Source organism: Salibacterium lacus, assembly GCF_042684865.1.
GTDB lineage: Bacteria > Bacillota > Bacilli > Bacillales > Marinococcaceae > Salibacterium > Salibacterium lacus.
Genome location: NZ_JBHUML010000003.1, coordinates 42,648 through 64,037, shown reverse-complemented (window position 1 = coordinate 64,037; position 21,390 = coordinate 42,648). Strand labels below are relative to the sequence as shown.

Annotated in this window: 21 protein-coding genes and 2 riboswitches; of the genes, 18 read left to right on the top strand and 3 right to left on the bottom strand. The window is 49.8% G+C overall.

Annotation, left to right across the window (positions count from 1 at the left end; genetic code table 11):
* The first annotated feature begins 59 nt into the window (after nt 1-59).
* From ACFSUB_RS10930 to ACFSUB_RS10870, 13 genes are all read left to right on the top strand, one after another.
* Nucleotides 60-1,526, top strand: coding sequence for a potassium/proton antiporter (locus ACFSUB_RS10930; protein WP_380713296.1), 1,467 nt, complete (start codon nt 60-62; stop codon nt 1,524-1,526).
* 40 nt (nt 1,527-1,566) lie between these two features.
* Nucleotides 1,567-2,466, top strand: coding sequence for an AEC family transporter (locus tag ACFSUB_RS10925; protein ID WP_380713295.1), 900 nt, complete (start codon nt 1,567-1,569; stop codon nt 2,464-2,466).
* 68 nt (nt 2,467-2,534) lie between these two features.
* Nucleotides 2,535-3,287 carry a FixH family protein gene (locus ACFSUB_RS10920; RefSeq protein WP_380713294.1) on the top strand — a complete coding sequence of 251 codons (753 nt, stop codon included), beginning with the start codon at nt 2,535-2,537 and terminating at the stop codon, nt 3,285-3,287.
* 90 nt (nt 3,288-3,377) lie between these two features.
* Nucleotides 3,378-3,486: riboswitch (TPP riboswitch) on the top strand.
* Nucleotides 3,487-3,568: 82 nt separating this feature from the next.
* On the top strand, nt 3,569-4,165 hold the full coding sequence (locus ACFSUB_RS10915; RefSeq protein ID WP_380713293.1) for a thiamine phosphate synthase: 597 nt from the start codon (nt 3,569-3,571) through the stop codon (nt 4,163-4,165).
* A complete protein-coding gene (gene thiO / locus ACFSUB_RS10910; protein ID WP_380713292.1) occupies nt 4,162-5,310 on the top strand; it encodes a glycine oxidase ThiO in 1,149 nt (382 codons plus the stop codon). The genes ACFSUB_RS10915 and thiO overlap by 4 nt, the downstream gene beginning before the upstream one ends.
* Complete coding sequence (gene thiS / locus ACFSUB_RS10905; protein WP_380713291.1) at nt 5,294-5,497, top strand: sulfur carrier protein ThiS; 204 nt, start codon at nt 5,294-5,296, stop codon at nt 5,495-5,497. Before thiO ends, thiS begins: the two co-directional genes overlap by 17 nt.
* 6 nt (nt 5,498-5,503) lie before the next feature.
* Nucleotides 5,504-6,271 carry a thiazole synthase gene (locus tag ACFSUB_RS10900; protein WP_380713290.1) on the top strand — a complete coding sequence of 256 codons (768 nt, stop codon included), beginning with the start codon at nt 5,504-5,506 and terminating at the stop codon, nt 6,269-6,271.
* A complete protein-coding gene (locus ACFSUB_RS10895) occupies nt 6,271-7,284 on the top strand; it encodes a ThiF family adenylyltransferase (protein ID WP_380713640.1) in 1,014 nt (337 codons plus the stop codon). The genes ACFSUB_RS10900 and ACFSUB_RS10895 overlap by 1 nt, the downstream gene beginning before the upstream one ends.
* A 411-nt stretch (nt 7,285-7,695) precedes the next feature.
* Nucleotides 7,696-8,844, top strand: a complete 1,149-nt coding sequence (locus ACFSUB_RS10890; protein ID WP_380713289.1) for an NAD-dependent epimerase/dehydratase family protein — start codon at nt 7,696-7,698, stop codon at nt 8,842-8,844.
* Between the two features lie 20 nt (nt 8,845-8,864).
* Entirely contained in the window at nt 8,865-10,007 is a 1,143-nt protein-coding gene (locus ACFSUB_RS10885; protein ID WP_380713288.1) for a glycosyltransferase family 4 protein, read from the top strand.
* A gap of 41 nt (nt 10,008-10,048) precedes the next feature.
* Complete coding sequence (locus ACFSUB_RS10880) at nt 10,049-10,504, top strand: GtrA family protein (protein ID WP_380713287.1); 456 nt, start codon at nt 10,049-10,051, stop codon at nt 10,502-10,504.
* Between the two features lie 164 nt (nt 10,505-10,668).
* On the top strand, nt 10,669-11,139 hold the full coding sequence (locus ACFSUB_RS10875; RefSeq protein WP_380713286.1) for a hypothetical protein: 471 nt from the start codon (nt 10,669-10,671) through the stop codon (nt 11,137-11,139).
* A 30-nt stretch (nt 11,140-11,169) separates the two neighbouring features.
* Nucleotides 11,170-12,315 (top strand): glycerate kinase, encoded by a 1,146-nt coding sequence (locus ACFSUB_RS10870; RefSeq protein WP_380713285.1) that lies wholly within the window; start codon nt 11,170-11,172, stop codon nt 12,313-12,315.
* 139 nt (nt 12,316-12,454) lie between these two features.
* Here the strand turns inward: ACFSUB_RS10870 and cls are convergent, their stop codons facing one another.
* Nucleotides 12,455-13,903, bottom strand: a complete 1,449-nt coding sequence (gene cls, locus ACFSUB_RS10865) for a cardiolipin synthase (RefSeq protein WP_380713284.1) — start codon at nt 13,901-13,903, stop codon at nt 12,455-12,457.
* A 185-nt stretch (nt 13,904-14,088) separates the two neighbouring features.
* On the opposite strand from cls, the gene coaW reads away from it, so the two are divergent.
* The 5 genes from coaW (at nt 14,089) to thiE (ending at nt 18,047) form a co-directional block, all read left to right on the top strand.
* On the top strand, nt 14,089-14,931 hold the full coding sequence (gene coaW, locus ACFSUB_RS10860; protein ID WP_380713283.1) for a type II pantothenate kinase: 843 nt from the start codon (nt 14,089-14,091) through the stop codon (nt 14,929-14,931).
* A gap of 24 nt (nt 14,932-14,955) precedes the next feature.
* On the top strand, nt 14,956-15,414 hold the full coding sequence (locus ACFSUB_RS10855) for a MarR family winged helix-turn-helix transcriptional regulator (protein WP_380713282.1): 459 nt from the start codon (nt 14,956-14,958) through the stop codon (nt 15,412-15,414).
* Between the two features lie 78 nt (nt 15,415-15,492).
* Nucleotides 15,493-15,600, top strand: a riboswitch (TPP riboswitch).
* A gap of 171 nt (nt 15,601-15,771) precedes the next feature.
* Nucleotides 15,772-16,587 carry a bifunctional hydroxymethylpyrimidine kinase/phosphomethylpyrimidine kinase gene (thiD, locus tag ACFSUB_RS10850; protein ID WP_380713281.1) on the top strand — a complete coding sequence of 272 codons (816 nt, stop codon included), beginning with the start codon at nt 15,772-15,774 and terminating at the stop codon, nt 16,585-16,587.
* Between the two features lie 13 nt (nt 16,588-16,600).
* A complete protein-coding gene (thiM, locus tag ACFSUB_RS10845) occupies nt 16,601-17,422 on the top strand; it encodes a hydroxyethylthiazole kinase (protein WP_380713280.1) in 822 nt (273 codons plus the stop codon).
* Nucleotides 17,415-18,047, top strand: coding sequence for a thiamine phosphate synthase (thiE, locus tag ACFSUB_RS10840; protein ID WP_380713639.1), 633 nt, complete (start codon nt 17,415-17,417; stop codon nt 18,045-18,047). The genes thiM and thiE overlap by 8 nt, the downstream gene beginning before the upstream one ends.
* A gap of 573 nt (nt 18,048-18,620) precedes the next feature.
* Here the strand turns inward: thiE and nirD are convergent.
* Entirely contained in the window at nt 18,621-18,941 is a 321-nt protein-coding gene (gene nirD / locus ACFSUB_RS10835; protein WP_380713279.1) for a nitrite reductase small subunit NirD, read from the bottom strand.
* A 14-nt stretch (nt 18,942-18,955) separates the two neighbouring features.
* Nucleotides 18,956-21,388, bottom strand: a complete 2,433-nt coding sequence (gene nirB / locus ACFSUB_RS10830; protein ID WP_380713278.1) for a nitrite reductase large subunit NirB — start codon at nt 21,386-21,388, stop codon at nt 18,956-18,958.
* Nucleotides 21,389-21,390 lie beyond the last annotated feature (2 nt).

The window sequence follows — 21,390 nt, the reverse complement described above, 5'->3', positions numbered from 1 at the left end:
TGGAACAGATATGATAATATTATAGTAACACGTTTGTGCAGCTGGAGAGGAGATCACGTATGTTTGTCGGGGGTTTTGATATAGATTCGTTTGTACTGCTGGCCGCTCTTCTTTTAATTGTGGGAGTAACAGTGACGAAATTTTCCGCACGTCTTGGAATGCCTTCGTTGATTTTGTTTATTCTTGTCGGCATGATTATCGGCAGTGACGGTCTTGGTATCATTTATTTTGATGACGCGCACCAGGCCCAACTGGTAGGCGTCATTGCCCTTGTCATCATTTTGTTTGAAGGGGGCAGTCAGACGAAATGGTCCGTCATCAAACCGGTCATCTGGCCTTCCTTAAGTCTGGCGACATTTGGAGTTATCATTACGTCCTTGATTGTCGGTGTAGCGGCGAAATACGTCGTGGATCTGACCTGGCTGGAATCCCTTCTGCTCGGAGCAGTTGTTGGATCCACAGATGCCGCTGCGGTGTTTGCCTCATTGAAGGAAAGAAACATAAAAACAAAAATAGCAGCTACCATGGAAGCCGAATCCGGTACGAACGATCCGATGGCTGTCTTTTTGACACTCAGTTTTATTGAACTGATCATGGTGGATCAGCCAAATTACTGGCTTTTAACTGCATCTTTTTTCTGGCAGATGGGAATCGGACTGTTAATCGGTATTGTTCTTGGAAAAGTAGCATCTGCTTCGATTAACCGGATTAACCTGGATTCCAGCGGTCTTTATCCAATATTTGCGCTTTCTTTTGCACTGTTGACCTACAGCGTAGCTTCTCTGTCCCAGGCGAGCGGCTTTCTCGCTGTTTATGTTGCAGCCCTTATTATCGGTAATTCCGAGCTTACCTACCGCCATTCCATTTTCCGGTTCAATGAAGGATTTGCATGGATGGCACAGATTCTTATGTTTATTATTCTCGGTCTGCTCGCGTTTCCTGAACAGATTCTCTCCCCGGAAATCATGGGAGGCGGCCTGCTTCTGTCCGCCGTCCTTATTTTCGCAGCAAGGCCGGCGGCATCATTTCTATCGCTGGCGGGAATGAAATACACATGGAAAGAAAAAGTGTTCCTTTCCTGGGCCGGGCTCCGCGGGGCAGTTCCCATCGTACTTGCTACATTTGCCATTGTAGCCGATATTGAAAATGGGTCGGTCATTTTTAATATAGTATTCTTTATTGTGTTGACTTCCGCTTTGATTCAAGGCTCGACATTGTCCTACTTAGCGAAAAAGCTTCATCTTTCCGGTCCGAAAAAAGAGACCCCGACCCATTCTCTTGAACTGATCTCCATCGGGCGCGCCAATGCTGAAATTATTGAGTTTCAGACGGATGATCAAACACCCATTATTGGGAAGACACTATTGGATATTCAATTCCCAAACTCCGTCCTGGTAAGCGCCATTGTACGCGACGACGAACTGATCACGCCTGACGGAGATACGGTAATACAAAAAGGTGATTTCTTATATATCCTTGTTGCCAGAAAAGAAAAAAAGAAGCTCCGGCAGATGCTGAAAGCCTGATCCAAGCGGCAGTCTCCGGAATGAAAAGGTGGTCTTTGTTATGTCTGTGTTTCTGAATGTGCTGGTACCAATTATTTTAATCTTTGCGGCCGGTTTTCTGCTTCAGAAAAAACAGATTCTCGAAGTGGGAGCCGTTTCGGCTGTGGCTCTCTACATACTCAATCCGGCGTTGGTTTTCCGCACATTCTATACAACCGAACCGGATGCGGATCTTTTCCTCATTATTTTATTCGCGATTTTATTCCTGCTTCTTATGCTGCTCATCAATAAAGGGACCGGTCTTCTTTTGAAGTGGGATACGGAAAAAACGAGCGGCATGACGCTCGCAACGACGTTCATGAATGCCGGGAATTACGGGGCTCCGTTGATTCTTTTTGCCTTTGGTGATACGGCCTTTTCCTATTCGATTATTTTTATGGTGATTCAATCCCTGTTCATGAGTACTGTAGGGGTCTACATAGCCAACCGGAGCAGCCTTTCGGCAGGGGATGCGTTCCGGGTCGTGCTGAAAATGCCGGTTTTTCATGCCCTGATTGCAGGAGTGCTGTGCCAGGCTGTACAATTAGAGATAACAGCCTCGTATATGGATGCAGTGAATATGCTTGCAGATGCTGCCATCCCGGTTGTCATGATTGTGCTGGGTATGCAGCTGGCGAAAATTTCTGTAACCTCGCTGGACTGGAAAGTTATCGGAATCGGTACCATGCTGCGGCTTGTTATCTCTCCGGCCGCGGCGTATCTTCTCACGCTCGTTCTTCAGACCGGTCCGACGCTCAGCGCGGTTCTTATCGTTTCGGCTGCCATGCCAAGCGCTGCGACCATTGCGATGATAGCTGTGCAGTTTAATTCCAGTCCGAATATGGTTTCAAGTATTACGCTCGTGACGACACTGGGAAGCGTTCCCTCGTTATGGATTCTGCTTTCTATTTTCGGAGTTTGAACGAATAATAGAGATGGTTATGAGAATGTATGTCCTTTATTGTATAATGAGAAAAAGGAGGAGATGAGATGAAAGGTTTTTATGCTGCCTTTTTCGTCGTGCTGGCTGCCGGGGTTCTTGCTGCCTGCGGACAGGGCTCGGAAGAAGAAAGCGGCTCCGGAGAAGAGAACATGGAAGTCCAGTCTATTGAAGTAGAGCCGGATATGCCCGAAAATCCTGAGCCGGGAACAGAGGTGGAACTCGCTGCTTCTGTTACGCAGGGGGAAGAATCGGTGACGGATGCGGATGAAGTTCGTTTTGAAATCTGGAAAGACGGGGGAAAAGAGAAGAGCGAAGAGATTCTTTCGGAAAACAGGGACGAAAACCGTTATTCCATTCCTTACACGTTTGAAGAGGAAGGTCTCTATCACGTCACCTCCCATGTCACCGCCCGTGATATGCACAACATGCCGACAACGGAAGTGACGGTCGGCAACGCAGAGGCCCAAGGTGAGAAGTCCGGAGAAAATGCTGATACAGGTGAATCGGGGCAGCTTGATATCACCGTACAGCCGCAGGATCTCACCGTGGGACAACCCTCTGATGTGAGCGTTGAAGTCCAACATGCAGGAGAAGCACTGCCGGGGGCAGATGTAACATTTGAACTGCAGCAGCCGCAGGGAAGCACCTCTGTCCAGCTGGAAACGAACGAAAGCGGAACCGGGGTGTATACAGGAACTCATATTTTTGAATCAGCCGGTGACTATACTTTAACCGTTCATGCCCAAACCGAAGACGGTCTGCATGAACATGCAGAAACAACCATTACCGCAGAGCAGTGAGGTCCCATCACCTGGATTGACAGAGTATGGCATGTATTTTACGATTGATATACATTCTTTCGTATATTGAATAAAACATGGAATATAGATAAAAACCACTAGGGGTGCCCTTCAGAGGGGCTGAGATTAAAGTGAGCCTTTAAAACTCTTGGAACCTGACCTGGATGATTCCAGCGGAGGAAAGTGGGATGTCGGGGTATTAAGACCCAACACCGCTTTCCTCCTGCCGGGAAGCGGTTTTTTTAGGTTTTTACGATAAAAGAAAGGGGCTGGCAGGGGACATGCTCCATGTTATTTCAACAGGCCGGCAGTCTTTTGGGGATTGGCTCGATATTACAGTGCGGATTCATAAAGAAGCGGATTATATTCATATCCGTGAAAAAACATGGAGTGCCGGACAGATTCAGGAAGCTGTGCGCCATCTTGAAGAACAAAGGGTGCCGCGGTCCCAAATTATCATTAACAATCACCCGGAATTGGTAAGCCGTATGAATCTTGCGGCTGTGCATCTTCCGGAAACAAGTCCGTTTCCGCATACGCCTTCCTTTTCAGCAATGAAAGGGTGTTCGGTCCACAGCCAAGAAGCAGCCGCCCGGAAAGAACGGGAAGGTGCTGATTACCTTTTTTTCGGTCATGTCTTTGAAACAGACAGTAAAGCTGGGCAGCCCGCAAGAGGACTTCATGAACTTCGACAGCTGACAGCGGCCGTTTCGATCCCGGTGACTGCCATCGGAGGAATTACGCCGGATAATGCCGGGAGCTGTCTGGAACAAGGTGCTTCCGGGGTGGCCGTCATGTCCGGGATTTATGAAGCTCATGACCCGGAAGCGGCAGCGCGGGCTTACCGGACTGCTTTACCAAAAGGAGGCAGAACATGATAAAAATGTACGATGTACTCGTTATCGGCGGAGGCATTAACGGCTGCTCGATTGCATACCAGACAGCAGCCCGGAACCGGCGGACGGCAGTACTTGAGAAAAATACGGTCGGGGCGGAAGCGTCAAGTGCTGCAGCCGGTATGCTAGGTGCTCAGTCGGAATTGGAAGAGTACAGCCCGTTTTTTGAGTTTGCCAGACGCAGCCGGGATATGTTTCCGGAATTAGTGCCGGAGCTTGAAGAGAAATCTGGAACCGCTGTTTCGTACGTTCAAAACGGCATGGTCAAAATAGCCGATACACCGGCGGAACAAAAACGCCTGGAACGGATGTATTATTTTCAGAAGCAGGCAGGAGAGCACGTGGAATGGCTGCAGCCGGACATGGTGAAAGCAGTCGACAGCAGTATCACCGGCGATCACTACGGGGCCCTGTATATTCAAAGGGACGGCCAGGTGAAAGCTCCGGAACTGACAAAAGCGTACGCAGGAGCAGCTGTCCATGAAGGAGCCGATTTATATGAATACACCCCCGTCCTGGAATTTATTTATGAAAACGGCCGGGTCACCGGAGTGGAAACACCTCAGGGGCGGTTTTATGCCGATCAGATTGTACTGGCGGGGGGAGCCTGGTCACGCTTTATTCCGCCTTTTGGTGGAGAACTTCCTCCGCTTATCCCTGTTAAAGGAGAATGCGTAGGGCTTCATTCGGCCGTGCCGATTCTGGAGAAAACCGTGCATGCCTCCGATTTTTATATCGTTCCCAAACCCGGCGGTTCTATTATCATTGGAGCGACCGAACGGGAAGGAGAAATGGGCAAAGAAGTAAGCGCTGAAGCCGTGCAGCACCTGCTTCATAAAGCATGCCGGCTCGTTCCGGGTCTCCGCCGCGCATCGTGGCAGGGTGCCTGGAGCGGGGTCCGGCCGCAGTCTGCGGATCATAAACCGTATCTCGGCCAAACCGCTTTTGATGGATTGTGGATGGCAGCCGGTCATTACAGAAATGGCATTCTGCTTTCTGCGCTTACCGGCAGCTGGATGGCTGATTTACTGGAAGGAAAGGCAGAAGAGCAGGATTGGATGGAAGCCTTCTCGCCGCAGCGCCGTATCAATCGAAAGGAGGAAGAAATCATTGGAGCTGATTATTAATGGAACGGCCCGTGACATTCCTGAAGATAGAAAAACCGTAGGAAGTCTCGTGGAACATCTGCAGCTTGGCGGTAAAAAAGCCGTCGTCGAACGAAACGGAACCATTATCAAGAAAGATAAACATGACGAGGAGCCGGTGAAAGAAGGAGATAAGCTGGAAATTGTCCATTTTGTTGGAGGAGGATGACAAAGTATGTTGAAAATAGGTGAGTATTCGTTTGAGTCCCGGCTTTTTCTCGGGACCGGAAAATACAAGGACGCCCGGACGCAGAAAGAGGCCGTTCAGGTTTCTGGAACAGAAGTACTGACATTTGCGGTGCGGAGAATGAATTTATTTGATGAAAGCCAGCCTGACCCATTTGAAAGCATGGACCTTTCAGGATTCCGGCTGCTTCCCAATACAGCCGGAGCAAAAACGGCGGAAGAAGCGGTTCGGGTGGCCCGTATTGCAGCGGCGGCTGATATGTGTGACATGATTAAGGTGGAAGTGATCGGCTGTGACAAAACACTGCTGCCTGATCCAGTGGAAACAATCAAAGCATCTGAAACGCTGCTGGAGGAAGGATATACCGTGCTTGCCTACACCTCGGATGATGTTGTTCTCGCCAGACGTCTGCAGGATCTTGGTGTACATGCGGTCATGCCGGGTGCTGCGCCGATTGGCACCGGTCTTGGTATCATTAATCCTTATAACTTGTCCCATATTGTGGAACAGGCAGACGTTCCGGTTATCGTAGATGCCGGCATCGGCAGTCCGAAAGACGCTGTTCAGGCGATGGAACTTGGTGCGGATGGTATTTTGCTGAATACTGCCGTATCCGGTGCGGATGATCCGGTGAAAATGGCAGAAGCCATGAAATACGGACTGGAAGCAGGAAAACTTGGATATGAAGCCGGACGTATCGAGAAGAAGTATTATGCGCAGGCTAGCAGTCCAACGGAAGGATTGAGCCGGCTGTGATAAAAAACCGTTATTCGCGTCAGACGATGTTTTCCGGAATAGGGAGAGATGGTCAGAAGCTTCTTCTCGATAAACACGTCCTTATCGTTGGTGCAGGCGCTCTCGGCAGTGCAGCCGCTGAAACGTTGGCACGCGCCGGGGTCGGCCGTATCACAATCATTGATCGCGATTACGTGGAATACAGCAATCTGAACCGTCAGCAGCTCTATACCGAAAACGATGCCGCCCTCCCGATGCCAAAAGCCCGTGCCGCCAAAGAGAGACTGGAAGCGGTGAATTCGGAAATAACGATTGAAGCGGTCGTCGGGGAAGCGGATCCGGCATTTCTGGAGAATCTCGGCACAGTCGATGTTATAATCGATGCCCTTGATAATTTTGATACCCGGATGCTTCTCAATGATTTTTCGCAGAAGCACGGCATTCCATGGATATACGGAGCATGTGTTGGAAGTTACGGGCTGACGTATACCATTCTGCCGGGAGAGTCGGCGTGTCTGCACTGTCTGATGGAAGATATCCCGCTTGATGGGGAAACCTGTGATACGGTGGGGATTATCGCCCCGGCGGTGCAGATGGTCAGTTCCCATCAGACGACCGAAGCGATGAAGCTTCTGACGGAGCAGCCGGAGAAATCCAGAAAAACATTATTGTCTTTTGATCTATGGTCGAATGAAACCTCTGAAGTGCAGGTGGAGACCCTGAAAAAAGCAGAGTGCCCGTCCTGCGGAGAACACGCGCATCACCCTTTTCTGCAGTATGAAAACCGCGCGAAGTCCGAAGTGCTCTGTGGAAGGGACGCTGTTCAGGTCCGGCCCGGCTCAAGGCAGTATATCTCGCTTCCGGATCTGAAAAACCGGTATGAAAACCAGGTTCAAAAGGAGAACCCGTATCTATTGGTGCTTCAGCTTGAAGATAAACGTTTCGTTATCTTCGAGGACGGCCGCACCATCATTCACGGTGAGAATGATAAGGCAAAAGCCCGGACCCTGTACCAAAAGTATATCGGCGGATAAATCAGAAAGAAAGAAGGACTTTCCCGCCTGCGCGGGGAAGTCTTTTATTAGGAAGCGGCAAAGGCGGATGAAGCTGACGCACCGTACTTTTACCAGGAAACACGGGGACTGGATGGCCGTGCCGGAGCTGCCCCCGCAAGGAGTATCCTTAAAAACAGAGAAATATATAGTTTTTGTTAAAGTTGGTTTTCATTAAATATTCAATTGAATTTGACACATACATTGATATAGAAAATGTTATAATGTCAAAGAAAGTTTAAGATAACCCAGTAGTGTTTGCCGATAACATTTGCGAAAAGGACTGGAACATGATACCTTTTCTTTGGTATCATCAGCAGGTATAAGAATCTGCCATTGTATATGGCGTTTCATATATCCATTGAATATTAAGAAGAGAGTGGAGGTTATGACGTGAATATTATCATAGCTGGAGGAGACGGTTTTTGCGGGTGGCCGACGGCCCTTTATTTATCCAAACAGGGACATGATGTTTCCATTATCGATAACATGGCCCGCAGAAAGTGGGACGACGAGCTTCATTCCAATTCAATCACGCCGATTGCCGATCTGAGTGAACGTGTGGAGAAATGGAAAGAACTGACCGGCAGGGAAATTCGTACATACGAAGGCGACCTGAATCATTATGACTTTCTGAAACAGGTGCTGTTGACAGAAAAGCCGGAGGCATTTGTGCATTTTGCCGAGCAGCGTTCCGCTCCTTATTCGATGATTGACCGCGAGCATGCGGTGTATACCCAGGTGAACAACGTCGTCGGCAACTTGAACGTGCTTTTTGGCATTAAAGAGATTGTACCGGACTGCCACCTTATTAAACTGGGTACCATGGGTGAATACGGGACACCGAATATTCCAATTGAAGAAGGATACCTCGAGGTGGAACATAAAGGACGTAAAGACGTGCTGCCGTATCCGAAGCAGCCAGGTTCGTTCTATCACCTCTCCAAGGTACATGACAGCCACAACATCATGTTCACCTGCAAAATATGGGGAATCCGTGCGACCGACCTGAACCAGGGTGTTGTGTACGGCCACGAAACAGACGAAACGAAGATGGATCCGGTCCTGTCCAACCGTCTCGATTATGACGGTGTATTCGGAACAGCGCTGAACCGGTTCATCATTCAGTCCACCATCGGCCACGATCTTACGGTATACGGTAAAGGTGGACAAACCCGCGGATTTCTCAATCTGGAAGATACCGTACGCTGCATTGAAATTGCGGCGGAGAATCCTGCGGATAGTGGAGAGTTCCGGGTCTTTAACCAGTTCACAGAAGAATTCTCTGTACTGGATCTTGCAGACAAGGTGCAGAAAGTGGCGCAGGAAGAAGGCTTCGACACAAATATAGCCCACCTTGAAAACCCAAGAGTGGAACTTGAAGATCACTACTTCCATGCGGAGAACACAAAACTGAAAGACCTCGGTCTGGAACCGCATCTGCTGACCGACGACGTCATCCGCAGTATTCTAAAAGCTGTCATGCATCATAAAGACCGTGTCATCGAAGAGAATGTACTGCCGGGTGTATCCTGGAAATAAGGAAGCTGGGAGTGTCCTCCTTGAAGATCGCGATTGTAACGGAAACATTTTTACCATCCACAGACGGGATTGTCACCAGACTGACTGCCTGTATTAAATGGCTTCACCGCGCGGGCCACGACGTGCTGATCATTGCTCCGGATCTCGGGGTGGATGAATTTGACGGTGCCCCTGTCAAAGGCGTTGCGGCGCGGACGCTGCCTTTTTACAGATCAAAGCAGTTTGCGCTTCCGAACCGGGTCGTAAAAGAGTATCTGGAAGACTATAATCCTGATGTGGTCCATGTCGTGAACCCTGCGATTCTCGGGTATTCAGGGGTGAAATATGCGCGGCGGCTCGGGTACCCGCTCGTGGCTTCCTATCATACGAATGTTGCGCAGTATCTGGATTATTACCATCTCTCCCCTTTTAAAGGAGTGATATGGTGGTATTTCCGCAAGCTTCATAACCAGGCTGATCTGAATATCTGTACGTCGCAGACCGTTCAGGAAGAGTTGGCTTCCCGGAATTTCCGGAATGTGCACGTATGGAAACGAGGCGTCGATACCGAAAATTTTCATCCCGGTAATTACAGTGCCGACATGAGAGAAAGGCTGACCGACGGCAGAACAGGTGATAAACTTCTTTTGTATGTCGGGCGGCTGGCGCCGGAAAAAGAAATCGAGAAGGTCCGGTCTGTGCTCGAGGCATCGGATGATTTTTCTCTGGCGATTGTCGGCGACGGACCGCACCGGCAGCCTCTTGAAAGGCATTTTGAAGGAACAAAAACGGTATTTACCGGTTTCATGCATGGAGAGGAATTGGCGCAGGCGTATGCTTCGTCGGATGTGTTCGTGTTTCCATCCACAACGGAAACACTCGGCCTTGTCATACTGGAGGCGATGGCTTCCGGGCTGCCACTCGTGGCGGCGCGGAGCGGTCCGACATGTGAACAGATAGAGGATGAACGGACCGGCCTGCTTTATGATGCAGAAAAAGATGGGAATTTTGTTGATACGGTGCGCCGTTTTGAAGATGAAACACTGCGTCGGCGACTGGCAGCCAATGCCCGTCAAGATATAGGTGAACTCGGCTGGTCGGAAGCGGCGAGCCAGCTGCTGGAATTATATAACGAAGCGGTTGGATTGGATGAGGCTGCCCGGAAAAAAGAAGAATTAACGTAGCGCACGCCCTCTGATCCAGTCATTGGAATAGAAGGGGTATCATGGCGAAGAAAGAACAGAAAAAAGGTCCATTTCAGTTCATGCAGTTCAGCGTTATCGGCCTTACCAATGCCGGAGTTGATATTGGAACGCTGAACCTGCTTCTGCTCTTGTTTCCGACCGATGAACGGGGGATGCTGGCTCTTTTTAATACCATCGCCTATTCCCTTGCAGTGGCGAACAGTTATTTCTGGAATGTGATGATCACGTTCCGCAACTCTGCCGAGGGAAGCCGGCGGCAGAGGCTGATGTTCATTCTGCAGGGTGTCGTCAGTCTCGGGGTGAACAACATTGTGTTTCTGGGAGCCAATCAGCTGCTGGAATGGGCAGGTATGCCGAGATGGCTGCGTTATAATGCGGCCAAGGGATGCGCGATGTTCTTATCCTTTACGGCCAGTTTTTTTATGATCAAGTTTTTTGTATTCCAGGACACCGACCGGAAATTTTTCCGTAAATAGCAGAAAAGAAGGGGGTGCCCAAAGAGGCAGTCCCTTTTTTGTACGGGGCAGGGTGTAACGATTCCTGGTTTTTGTAATAAAATAAAAAGGAATCACGAAAATATTATCGAAGAATGTAGTACGGCCTTACTTACTCAGGGTGCAATGTATAAAAGGGGGATGACATGACAGATCGAGAGCCGGTTCATTTATATCTTTCAAGGTATCAGGAACATATTGCATATTTACAGGAAACGGGACAGGAATCGCCGGGATGGCGGGAACTTCGGGAAGAAGAACTGCCCGGCTTTCTCCAGGTGAAAGATTCCAGCATCCAGGTGGAAACAGAGTCCATTGTCCGGGACTTTGCCGAAGAAGGTTCCTGGAAACAGGGAAGTATGCTGCACATCCGGCTTGAACTGACGGATGGCACGGAGCTGGCGATGCACGGTTACTATGTCCCTTCCAGAGAGGACTGGTATCCGGATGAAAATCCGATGATTCATAAAAGCAGCAGGTGCGGCTACTGCCAATCCATTATCGGACTCGTGCGGCAGAAAGATCTGAAAGATGAACTATGCATGCTCCCGCTGCCGGAGAAAAAATATCTTTTTGAGACTGTGCTCGAGCGGCATCAAGAAGAGCTTTACGAATAACATAATTATTCGGGAACAGGAGCGAAACGTATGAAAATAGTGATTGCACCAGATTCGTTTAAAGAAAGCATGTCAGCAATGCAGGCAGCCGAAGCGGTGGAAAGAGGATTCAGGCAGGTGTACGGGGATACTTTGGAAACAGAACGGATCCCGATGGCTGATGGGGGAGAAGGCACGACCCGGGCTATGGCTGATGCCCTGCAGGGAACGATGATAAAAAAAGAAGTCACCGGCCCTGACGGTATCCCGGTGCAGGCAGAGTTCGCGCTGCTTGGGGACGGCCGCACGGCGGTGATGGAAATGGCGGAAGCCTCCGGCATTGCGCTTGTTTCCAAAGAAAGCAGAAACCCTGTAACAGCCACATCCTACGGCACCGGAGAATTGATAAAAGCAGCGCTTGATGAAGGAGCAGTGAAAATCATCCTCGGTATCGGAGGCAGTGCTACCAACGACGGGGGCGCCGGCATGTTTCAGGCACTGGGCGGCAGGCTGCTGGATGCATCCGGAAACGACCTTCCTTCCGGCGGCGGATCTCTGGCGGAACTGGCTGCTGTGGATACCTCGGGACTGGATCCACGGCTCCCGAGCACAGACATCCGCACCGCCTGCGATGTGACGAATCCACTGACAGGGGAAAACGGAGCAAGCGCGGTATATGGTCCGCAGAAAGGGGCGGACACAGAAATGGTGAATCTGTTGGATCGGGCCCTTTGCCGATACGGTGCTGTGATTGAAAAACAGCTGGGCATTCATGTGGACACCCTCCCCGGATCCGGAGCAGCCGGGGGAATGGGAGCTGGTCTGAAAGCATTTTTGCATGCGGCACTTGAACCCGGTATCGACATCGTACTGGAAGAAACCCGTTTTGCCGAGAGAATGAAACATGCTGATCTGGTGATTACCGGAGAAGGAAAAATGGATCACCAGACCGTTTTCGGAAAGACGCCGGTCGGTGTAGCCAAAGCAGCACAGGCGGTGAAAACAGTGCCGGTTCTCGCGTTCTGTGGTCAGCTCGGAGAGGGATACGAAGCCGTGTTCACCCACGGTATTACGGCGGCATTCAGTCTTATGCCGGGACCGGGAACGGTGGAATCCGCGATGAAAAATGGCGAAGTTTACATAGAAACCCTGGCACGAAACACAGCCGCTCTATGGGAAGCAGGGACAACGAATTAATCAGTTGGAATCGGGATGAACAATGTCAGGCAGCGGGCAAAACTCCGCGCCTGTACACTCATGGTTACATTACGTATTAGTAAAAAAACACTTTCGATTGCCATAGACGGTAATCGAAAGTGTTTTTTTACTTTGTTGTTTACAGGATGGGGGACAGAAGATGGGATATCGATTCTTTAAACCGAATCCACAGCGACCGCTCTCTGTAGTCTTTCAACGAGAGTTCGCGGCAGTGCTTCATATCTGTTTCGAACGTGAGGGCCATACGTTCTGCCGTCGGCCGGTGATAAAGGAAGGCATTGACTTCGAAATTCAGCCGGAAGCTTCTTACATCGATATTGGCAGTGCCGATGGAAGACACTTTGCCGTCGACCACAATGGTTTTGGCATGAATAAAGCCATTTTCATAGACGTATACTCTGGCGCCGGTCTTTAAAAGTTCACCGATATGGGAATAGGTCGCCCAGTATACAAATGGATGATCTGGTTTATTGGGAATCATAATCCTCACATCTTTGCCCGACAGTGCAGCGATGCGGAGTGTATCCATCAGACTCTGGTCGGGGATAAAATACGGGGTCTGAATGTAAATCGAATCTTTCGCAGCCATAATCATTTTGATGTATCCGTTTTTAATCTGCTCCCATTCTGAATCCGGCCCGCTTGATATAATCTGGGCAGCGGTATCCCCCGTTGCTTCGTGTTCAGGGAACAGCCGCTCTTCGTAGCGAATGTAATGACGATGGGTAGCCTGGTTCCAGTCCAGTATAAAGCGGGTCTGGAGGGCTTTGACCACCTGCCCGGTCATGCGCAGATGGGTATCCCTCCAGTACCCGAATTTCGGGTCGAGCCCAAGGTACTCGTCCCCAACATTAAATCCGCCGAGATATCCGGTTATGCCGTCAATGACGACGACTTTCCGGTGGTTCCGGTAATTCAGGCGCAGATTAATAAGTGGAATCCGGCGCGGGAAAAAGATTTCGACTTCGCCGCCCGCCTTTTTCAATGTATTAAAGGCGCGTTTCGGCAGCTTTCTGGATCCCATTTCATCGTACAGAATCCGTACCCGGACACCTTCCCGGGCTTTTTTCGTCAATGCCTCAAGCAGCCTGGTTCCAAGTTCATCGTTACGGAAAATATAATACTGCAGATGAATGTGGTCCGCGGCCTGGTTGATGTCTTCAATAAGCTGATCAAATTTTTCCCTGCCGTCGGTATAAATGCTGACCTGATTGTTTTCAGTCAGCAGGGCATCGTTGTTCACAAGATGCATATAAATAAGATCCCTGTACTCCCTGGCGTCCGGATCGGAAAAATGGAAGCGGTGCTCCCGGAGGGAATGAATCTGCTCCTTAATTAAGTCTTCAATTCCGATTTTTTTAATATCCTCCCAGTCAAACAGCCGTTTCCGGCTCAGATTCTGGCCGAATATCAAATACAGGATAAACCCAAGAAACGGAACGAAGAGCAGAACCATCAGCCATGCCCACGTCGAGGTAGCATCTTTTCGTTCAAGGAAGATAATGATAACAGCAAAAATCAAGTTTAGAAAAATAACAAGACTGATTAAAATGGAGTAAATACCCATACGATTACCTGCCTAACTGTGTTCGGTGATTATCAAAGTATAACAAAAAAAGTGAGGTGCGTCTGTGGGAGAGTCCATTCCTCCTATAAAAATATTCTATCATTGTGTGTATGTTTTAGTATAAAATAAACGGAGGTACAGTGATGTTAAGTTGGCCGCACAAAGAAAAGGGGTGAACGCAGCCAATGGACAAGCAGTATATCGGTATTGATGCCGGCGGGACGCTGGTCAAGATCGTTTACAATCATGAAGGACACCTGCGGTTTGAAAAAATGGCAGCGGACCGGATAGATGAGATTATAGAATGGATTAACAATCATTTCACAAATCCTGAAATACATATAACCGGTGGGAAAGCCGGTGTTTTCGCAGAAGCATGCCCGGACAAGGTGCTGAGGGTCAATGAATTCGAGGCGACATGCGAAGGGGTGAGCTGGCTTCTTGAAAAAGACCCCCCGTCTCCTGAAATCAGCAGTCAATTTCTTGTCACCAATGTTGGAACCGGGACTTCGATCCATTATGTTTCCGAAGATGCTTATGAACGTATTGGAGGAAGCGGGATGGGAGGAGGCACTCTTCTGGGTCTCTCGTATCTTCTGACCGGCAGGAGCGATTTTGAAACCATACTGGAGATGGGACGAAACGGAAACGGACAAGCACTGAATATTACGGTGGGGGACATATACTCCCACGAGACACCGCCGATTTCCGGCGCGTTAACCGCGAGTAACTTCGGGAACACTGCGAATATGAGAGAAACCGGGTTTTCAAGCGAGGACTACATCTCAGCGGTGGTAAGAATGATAGGGGAAACCATCACCACGATGAGTGTGCAGGCGGCGGACCGGCTTGGTACAGATGCCGTTGTCTACATTGGCTCAACCTTTGCCGGGCATGATACACTGAAAGAAATTATTATAGGATATACCGAATTAAGAGGAAAGAAACCTTACTTCCTGCCCCGGGGAGAATACAGTGGAGCTGTAGGAGCATTGCTGCACTACGGCTGGTCGGATGCTTTATTGTAAAGGGGAGAGAGAAAAGGGGTTATCATGAATACGGAGGAATATAAGAAAGTATATCTTCAATCACTCGATGCTTTGGAGAATATAGCGACGTACCTGCAGCCGAAACTGCCGATTCTAAGTAAATTGCAGCTGACCTCCCGGCAGGAGTCCATTATGATTTTATTTATCCGTCACGAGGGCATGTCTCTTAAAGACATGGCACAGCGGCTCGGCATTTCAAAAAGTGCGGTGACACAATCGGTCAATAAACTCGAAAACGAAGATCTGCTCATCCGCTCCATCAATGAGCAGAACCGCCGGGAAGTGACGATGAGTCTTGGAGAGACAGGTAGGCAGCTGAAAAAAGAATTTGAGTCGTTCGAGGCATTCATCGTCCAGGATTATTTAACACAGATTGATCTGGAGGATTTGAAACAGGTGCTGGATACATTTAAACAATTTGAGCGTATTATCAAAGAAGGCGAAAAGAACAGCGGACAGTAGAGGCCGGGATTTGCATCCACGCAGATTGACAGGACTGAATCCCGTCCGGTACGATAGATTAAAAGATGAATTGTCACAGCTATCCACTAGGGGCGCTGAAAACAGCTGAGATGATGCCTGCCCGGCGTCGGTCCCTCAGAACCTGATATGGCTAGTACCATCGGAGGAAAGTGGAGCGGGCGCACAGAAGTATAGTAATAGACGTGCAGCCGCTCTTCCTGATGAAGAGCGGCATTTTTAATGACTCCACTTCAGGCGGCGACGGCTTGTCTTCAGAATGCCTCAGGACAAGGCGTCTCAACCTGGAATTCCGTTATTCAGGGCGCTTGTGCTTTTCTTACGAAGGAGGAAAAGATAATGAATAATATTCCAAGTGTTTTATCCATTGCCGGTACTGATCCCAGTGGGGGAGCGGGGGTTCATGCGGACCTGAAAACGTTTCAGGAATGCAGAGCTTACGGCATGGCGGTCGTCACATCGGTTGTAGCCCAGAATACAGAAGGGGTCCGTAACGTATGGCATCTTCCCATTGAAGCACTCGAAGAACAGATAACAGCTGTTCTGGAAGATATCGAACCTCAAGCTGTAAAAACAGGAATGATTGCGACGCCGGCTATGATTGAGAAAACGGCGCGACTGCTGGAAGGTAGAAACATCCCACTGGTCATAGATCCTGTTATGGTAGCAACAAGCGGTGATTCGCTGATGGAGGATGAAGCAACTTCAATGATGAAGAATAAGCTGTTTCCTCTCGCTGAAGTGGTGACGCCGAATATGGCAGAAACAGAATTACTGACCGGTATGAATATCCATACCCGGGAAGATGCTGAAAAAGCGGCACAAATGATTGTGGAGGATATGGGAGTAACAGCAGCCGTTGTGAAGGGCGGTCACGCAAAAGGCGATGCAGAAGACATTATCTACTACAATGGTACTGTGGACGTTGTAAGTGCTCCCAGAACAGAAACAAAGCATACCCATGGTACCGGATGCACATTTTCTGCAGCTATAGCTGCTCACCTTGCACGGGGAGAAGAAGTGAAAGAGGCCGTTAAAAAAAGCAAAGACTTTATTACGTATGCGATTTCGCAGCCGCTGGGACTCGGAAAAGGAAACGGTCCGGTCAACCACTGGGGGTCGCGTCTTACCGTAGAAGAACTGCTCAAAAAATAAGGAGGGCATGGCAATGAAAGCAAAAGAAGCTGCATCTTATTTAGAACAGGTTCGAACGCGGAATCCTTTAATCTATAATATCACTAACACCGTCGTAGCGAATTTTAACGCAAATGGTCTGCTGGCAGTTGGGGCTTCTCCAGTGATGGCAGACGCTCCGGAAGAAGCAGCGGACATGGCATGGGCGGCGGATGCTCTCGTATTGAATATTGGTACTCTTCATCCGGAACAGGTGGAGAGCATGTTTGCAGCAGGCAGAGCAGCGTCCCAAAAAGGAATCCCGATTGTGCTGGATCCGGTAGGAGCCGGTGCAACACCGTACCGCACCAATACAGCCCGTGAACTTTTGAAAGAACTGGACGTTACCCTCCTTCGCGGAAACGCAGGAGAAGTTTCGGCCATTACCGGACTCGAAAGTGAGATGAAAGGGGTGGACGTCTCCGGTGACCAGAAAGACACAGCTGTGATTGCGGAGCACGCGGCGGATGTTTTAGGGACTCCGGTTGCTGTTACCGGTCCGGTGGATGCGGTGTCTGACGGACAGGAAACGTATCAAGTGCATAACGGACACTCGATGATGGCAAAAATCACCGGTACCGGCTGTCTTGCCAGTGCAGTGGCCGCCTCCTTTTTAACGGTCTCGGATCATGTGGTTCATGGAGCGGCGGCAGCGCTTGGGTTTTACGGCACTGCAGCAGAACGGGCAGAAGGCTTCGCGGCCAACCAGGGTCCGGGGACGTTCCAGGTCGAGCTTCTGAATGCTTTATATCATGTCGGAGACCTTGATCTCCGACAGAGCCTCAACATGAAGCGGGTGGAAAAAAATGATGAATAAAGAGCAGTACCTGCTTTATTTTATTATGGGAAGTAACAATACAGATAAAAATCCGGAAGATGCGCTGCACGAGGCAGTGAAGGGAGGGGTTACCTGCTTTCAGTTCCGCGAAAAAGGGCAGGATGCCGCAGAAGGCACAGCCAAAAAAGAACTGGGCGGGCGGCTCCGGAAGATTTGCCGGAAAGCGGGGATCCCGTTTATTGTAAATGATGACGTGGATCTGGCAATGGAACTTGAAGCCGATGGTATCCATGCGGGGCAGGAAGATACCCCGCTCGTGGATATAAAAAAGCAGTGTCCATCATCCATGACAGTCGGGGTTTCTGCTAAAACGGTGGACGAAGCGGAGCAGGCCGTGCAGGATGGCGCAGATTATCTTGGTGTGGGGCCGATGTTTGCGACCTCCACGAAAGAAGATGCTGAAACCCCGGTGGGACCGGGAGCAATCCGCATGCTCCGTGAGTCCGGCCTTTCCATTCCGATTGTCGGCATCGGCGGCATTGATACCGACAACGCTGAATCCGTGATGGAAGCAGGGGCTGACGGCGTATCCGTCATTTCGGCAGTAAGCCGGGCAGACGATATTCAGCAGGCAGCCGGTAAGCTGCGTGAAGTGCTGCGCTGATGAATGGTCCATTATTTCTGTATAGGCACCAAAATGATCCCCGGTCGAACGGAAAATGGCGGAAAAACACCGATACGGTACAATACAGCATGGTTCATAACGAAAACGAGGCTGGGGCAAAAATAAAATAGGCGCAGGAAAACACGAATGTCTTGCGGCGTTGTTCAAGACCCGCATAGCAGCAGGAGCCAAAACATTTTGGCTCCTGCTCCGAACAGCACGAGGCACGGGCTCTTTGCTGCGTTGGCCCGTTCGTTGTCCCGCTGAACGCAACGTAGATTCGTTCCTGATGACGTTTACTGGGGGGCGAAACCCTCTAAAGTGCCTCATGCGCCATGTCTAACGACGTTTAAGAGGGTGTATGATCTCCTAAAGTGCCTTATGACATATTCTCACTCAACCTGAACGCCACAAACACGTAAAAGCAAAGTATTTTAGCGCAGCGGTTTGTCTCAGCAACGAAAAATGCCGAACGATTTTTTAAAATCGTTCGGCATTTTTCTAGCTTATAGAGGTTTTGTCCCAGCCTCGTTTTTATGGAGGGCGCCGTGCATTGTTGCATGCGTAATGATTTTATTCATATATAAGGTAGACGGCTCCGTCTTCCACAGTGGTTTGAAATGTTTTGACGCAGCCTTCATCTGCCCCCTGTACGACACCGTCCGTCACATCAATCTTCCAGTCGTGCAGCGGGCAGAAGACGTACCTGCCGCTGACCAGACCCTGGGAAAGGGGGCCGCCGCGGTGGGGGCAGCTGTTCTCCACCGCGTGAACCTCTCCGTCGGTGAGAAAGACGGCAACGGATTGCTCTCCTATGATTACTTCTTTGGCAAGATGTGGTTCCAGTTCCTCATAGTCCAGAATATATAATTTCTTTCCCTGCAGCGTATCCATATTCTCCTCTCCTTTTACACAAGTTCTACGGCTTTGCGCTCAAACAGTTCTTTGCGTTTGTTTTCATTATGGGTCAGGCTGGCCCAAGGATCTTCCGGCTTGTGCTCAAGGGCATGGTCCATGCGTTCTTTATAAAACTGCCGGGTTTCTTTGTCCTCAATGATGGTGCTGCGGATGTGATCCAGTCCGACGCGGTCCACCCAGTGGGACGTACGCTCCAGGTAACGGGCATCTTCGCGGTAGTACTGCATAAAGGCACTCATAATTTCAAGCAGTTCGTCGCCAGACTCCACTTTAACAAGTTTATCGCCGGCTCTCAGTTCTACACCGCCGTTTCCGCCGACATACATTTCCCATGCTCCTTCCACACCGACGATACCGATGTCTTTAATGCCTGATTCAGCGCAGTTCCGCGGGCAGGCGGAGACGGCCATTTTTATTTTGTGAGGCGTATTGAGCCGTTCGAATTTTTTCTCAATGGCAATCCCCATACCGATGGAATCCTGGGTGCCAAAGCGGCAGAAATCTTCACCGACGCATGTTTTGACGGTACGGATGGCTTTTCCGTAAGCGTGTCCGGACGGCATATCCAGGTCCGACCAGATATCGGGGAGATCCTCTTTGTTGACGCCGAGCATATCAATGCGCTGACCACCGGTTAATTTCAGCATCGGCACTTCGTATTTATCAGCGACATTTGCGATCTTGCGGAGCTGATCGGAATTGGTTACTCCACCGTACATTCTTGGCACGACCGAATAGGTGCCGTCATTCTGGATATTGGCGTGCATCCTTTCGTTGACGAAGCGGGAGCGGTCGTCGTCTTCGTACGTTTCGGGATGAACAACGCCAAGATAGTAGTTGATGGCCGGACGGCATTTGGTGCAGCCTTCTTCATGCTCCCAGCCGAGCACATTCATCACTTCGCGTGTATGGGTGAGCTGCCGGTTGCGGATGGCTTCCTGCACCTGTTCGTCGGACATCGTTGTGCATCCACACATCGGTTCCACCTGACCTTCCGTCACTTCGTCGCCGAGTACGGCCTGCAGCAGGTCGGAAACAAGTGGTTTACAGCCGCCGCAGGAACGGGAGGCATTGGTATGCTTTTTAATCTCTTCCACTGAGCTGAGGCCTTCCTGCTCAATGGACTGAACAATCGCTTCCTTTGATACCCCGTTACATCCGCAGATGGTTTCTTCCGGAGCCATTGACAGGACAGGGCTTTCCGTTTGGCCTGTGTCTTCTGATGGCAGCAGTACCGCTTTGCTCATACCCCCGATGTCTTCCTGCTTTTTCATCATATCCAGAAGCCGCGGAGAATCGGAGGTGTCGCCGAATAGGACGGAACCGACAACTTTTTCGTCCTGGACCATGACTTTTTTATAGACGCCTTCGAATTCATCGTGGACGCGCACGGCTTTTTTTCCTTCGCCGTCCATGAAATCGCCGGCAGAAAAGACATCCACTCCGGAAACCTTCAGCTGTGTATACATGAGCGACCCGTTATAAGAAGCTGTGGACGTGTCGTCACAGAGACGATCGGCCAAAACCTTAGCCTGTTCATACAACGGAGCGACAAGGCCGTAGGCAATTCCGTTGTGTTCGGCACATTCACCTACCGCGTATACCTTAGGAGTGTCTGCTTCCATATAATTGTTGACGACGACAGCGCGGTTGGTTTCAATTCCCGCTTTTTGGGCGAGTGCGATATTTGGTTTGATGCCGACTGCCATGACAATGAGATCGGCATATAATTTCGTGCCGTCCTTGAAGTACAGTCCCTCGACCCGGTCTCCGCCGACGATCTGTTCTGTCTGTTTTTCCATATGGAACCGCATGCCCTGTTGTTCAAGTTCTTCTTTAAGCATAGTTCCGGCGGTGCTGTCGAGCTGACGTTCCATGAGGGAATCGGCGAGATGAATGACTTCTGTTTCCATATTAAGATTCAACAGCCCGCGGGCGGCTTCGAGTCCGAGAAGGCCTCCGCCGATAACGGCAGCACGTTGATAATGCGATGAAGCGTTGATCATCGTTTCACAGTCTTCAATGTCACGAAAGGCAATCACGCCTTCCTTGTCGGCTCCCGGAAGCGGAAGCATAAATGGATTAGAGCCGGTAGCCAGAATCAGCCGGTCATAGGCAAGAGTGACGTTGTTTTCACTGGTGATGGTCTGTTTCTTTGTATCAATGTCAACGACCGGGTCTCCCGTGTACAGTGTAATGTTATTTTGTTCGTACCACTCGTACGTATTTAAAATAATATCATCGAGCTCGGTGTCGCCCTGGAGCACAGAGGATAATGAAATACGGTTATAGTTAGGATGAGGTTCTTTACCAAAGATGATAATCTTATAGCGTTCCGGGTCTTTTTTTAATATTTCTTCCACGGTTCTTACCCCGGCCATTCCGTTCCCGATGACAACTAACTGTTCTTTGTGTTCTGCCATAT

What these genes read in the sequence shown, in the direction of transcription:
- ACFSUB_RS10870 (WP_380713285.1), top strand. Translation starts at nt 11,170, where the DNA reads ATGAAAATAGTGATTGCACCAGATTCGTTTAAAGAAAGCATGTCAGCA.
- thiD (WP_380713281.1), top strand. Translation starts at nt 15,772, where the DNA reads ATGAATAATATTCCAAGTGTTTTATCCATTGCCGGTACTGATCCCAGT.
- nirD (WP_380713279.1), bottom strand. Translation starts at nt 18,941, where the DNA reads ATGGATACGCTGCAGGGAAAGAAATTATATATTCTGGACTATGAGGAA.
- thiO (WP_380713292.1), top strand. Translation starts at nt 4,162, where the DNA reads ATGATAAAAATGTACGATGTACTCGTTATCGGCGGAGGCATTAACGGC.
- nirB (WP_380713278.1), bottom strand. Translation starts at nt 21,388, where the DNA reads ATGGCAGAACACAAAGAACAGTTAGTTGTCATCGGGAACGGAATGGCC.
- ACFSUB_RS10875 (WP_380713286.1), top strand. Translation starts at nt 10,669, where the DNA reads ATGACAGATCGAGAGCCGGTTCATTTATATCTTTCAAGGTATCAGGAA.
- ACFSUB_RS10930 (WP_380713296.1), top strand. Translation starts at nt 60, where the DNA reads ATGTTTGTCGGGGGTTTTGATATAGATTCGTTTGTACTGCTGGCCGCT.
- ACFSUB_RS10920 (WP_380713294.1), top strand. Translation starts at nt 2,535, where the DNA reads ATGAAAGGTTTTTATGCTGCCTTTTTCGTCGTGCTGGCTGCCGGGGTT.
- ACFSUB_RS10900 (WP_380713290.1), top strand. Translation starts at nt 5,504, where the DNA reads ATGTTGAAAATAGGTGAGTATTCGTTTGAGTCCCGGCTTTTTCTCGGG.
- coaW (WP_380713283.1), top strand. Translation starts at nt 14,089, where the DNA reads ATGGACAAGCAGTATATCGGTATTGATGCCGGCGGGACGCTGGTCAAG.
- ACFSUB_RS10855 (WP_380713282.1), top strand. Translation starts at nt 14,956, where the DNA reads ATGAATACGGAGGAATATAAGAAAGTATATCTTCAATCACTCGATGCT.
- thiE (WP_380713639.1), top strand. Translation starts at nt 17,415, where the DNA reads ATGAATAAAGAGCAGTACCTGCTTTATTTTATTATGGGAAGTAACAAT.
- ACFSUB_RS10880 (WP_380713287.1), top strand. Translation starts at nt 10,049, where the DNA reads ATGGCGAAGAAAGAACAGAAAAAAGGTCCATTTCAGTTCATGCAGTTC.
- ACFSUB_RS10925 (WP_380713295.1), top strand. Translation starts at nt 1,567, where the DNA reads ATGTCTGTGTTTCTGAATGTGCTGGTACCAATTATTTTAATCTTTGCG.
- thiM (WP_380713280.1), top strand. Translation starts at nt 16,601, where the DNA reads ATGAAAGCAAAAGAAGCTGCATCTTATTTAGAACAGGTTCGAACGCGG.
- ACFSUB_RS10915 (WP_380713293.1), top strand. Translation starts at nt 3,569, where the DNA reads ATGCTCCATGTTATTTCAACAGGCCGGCAGTCTTTTGGGGATTGGCTC.
- cls (WP_380713284.1), bottom strand. Translation starts at nt 13,903, where the DNA reads ATGGGTATTTACTCCATTTTAATCAGTCTTGTTATTTTTCTAAACTTG.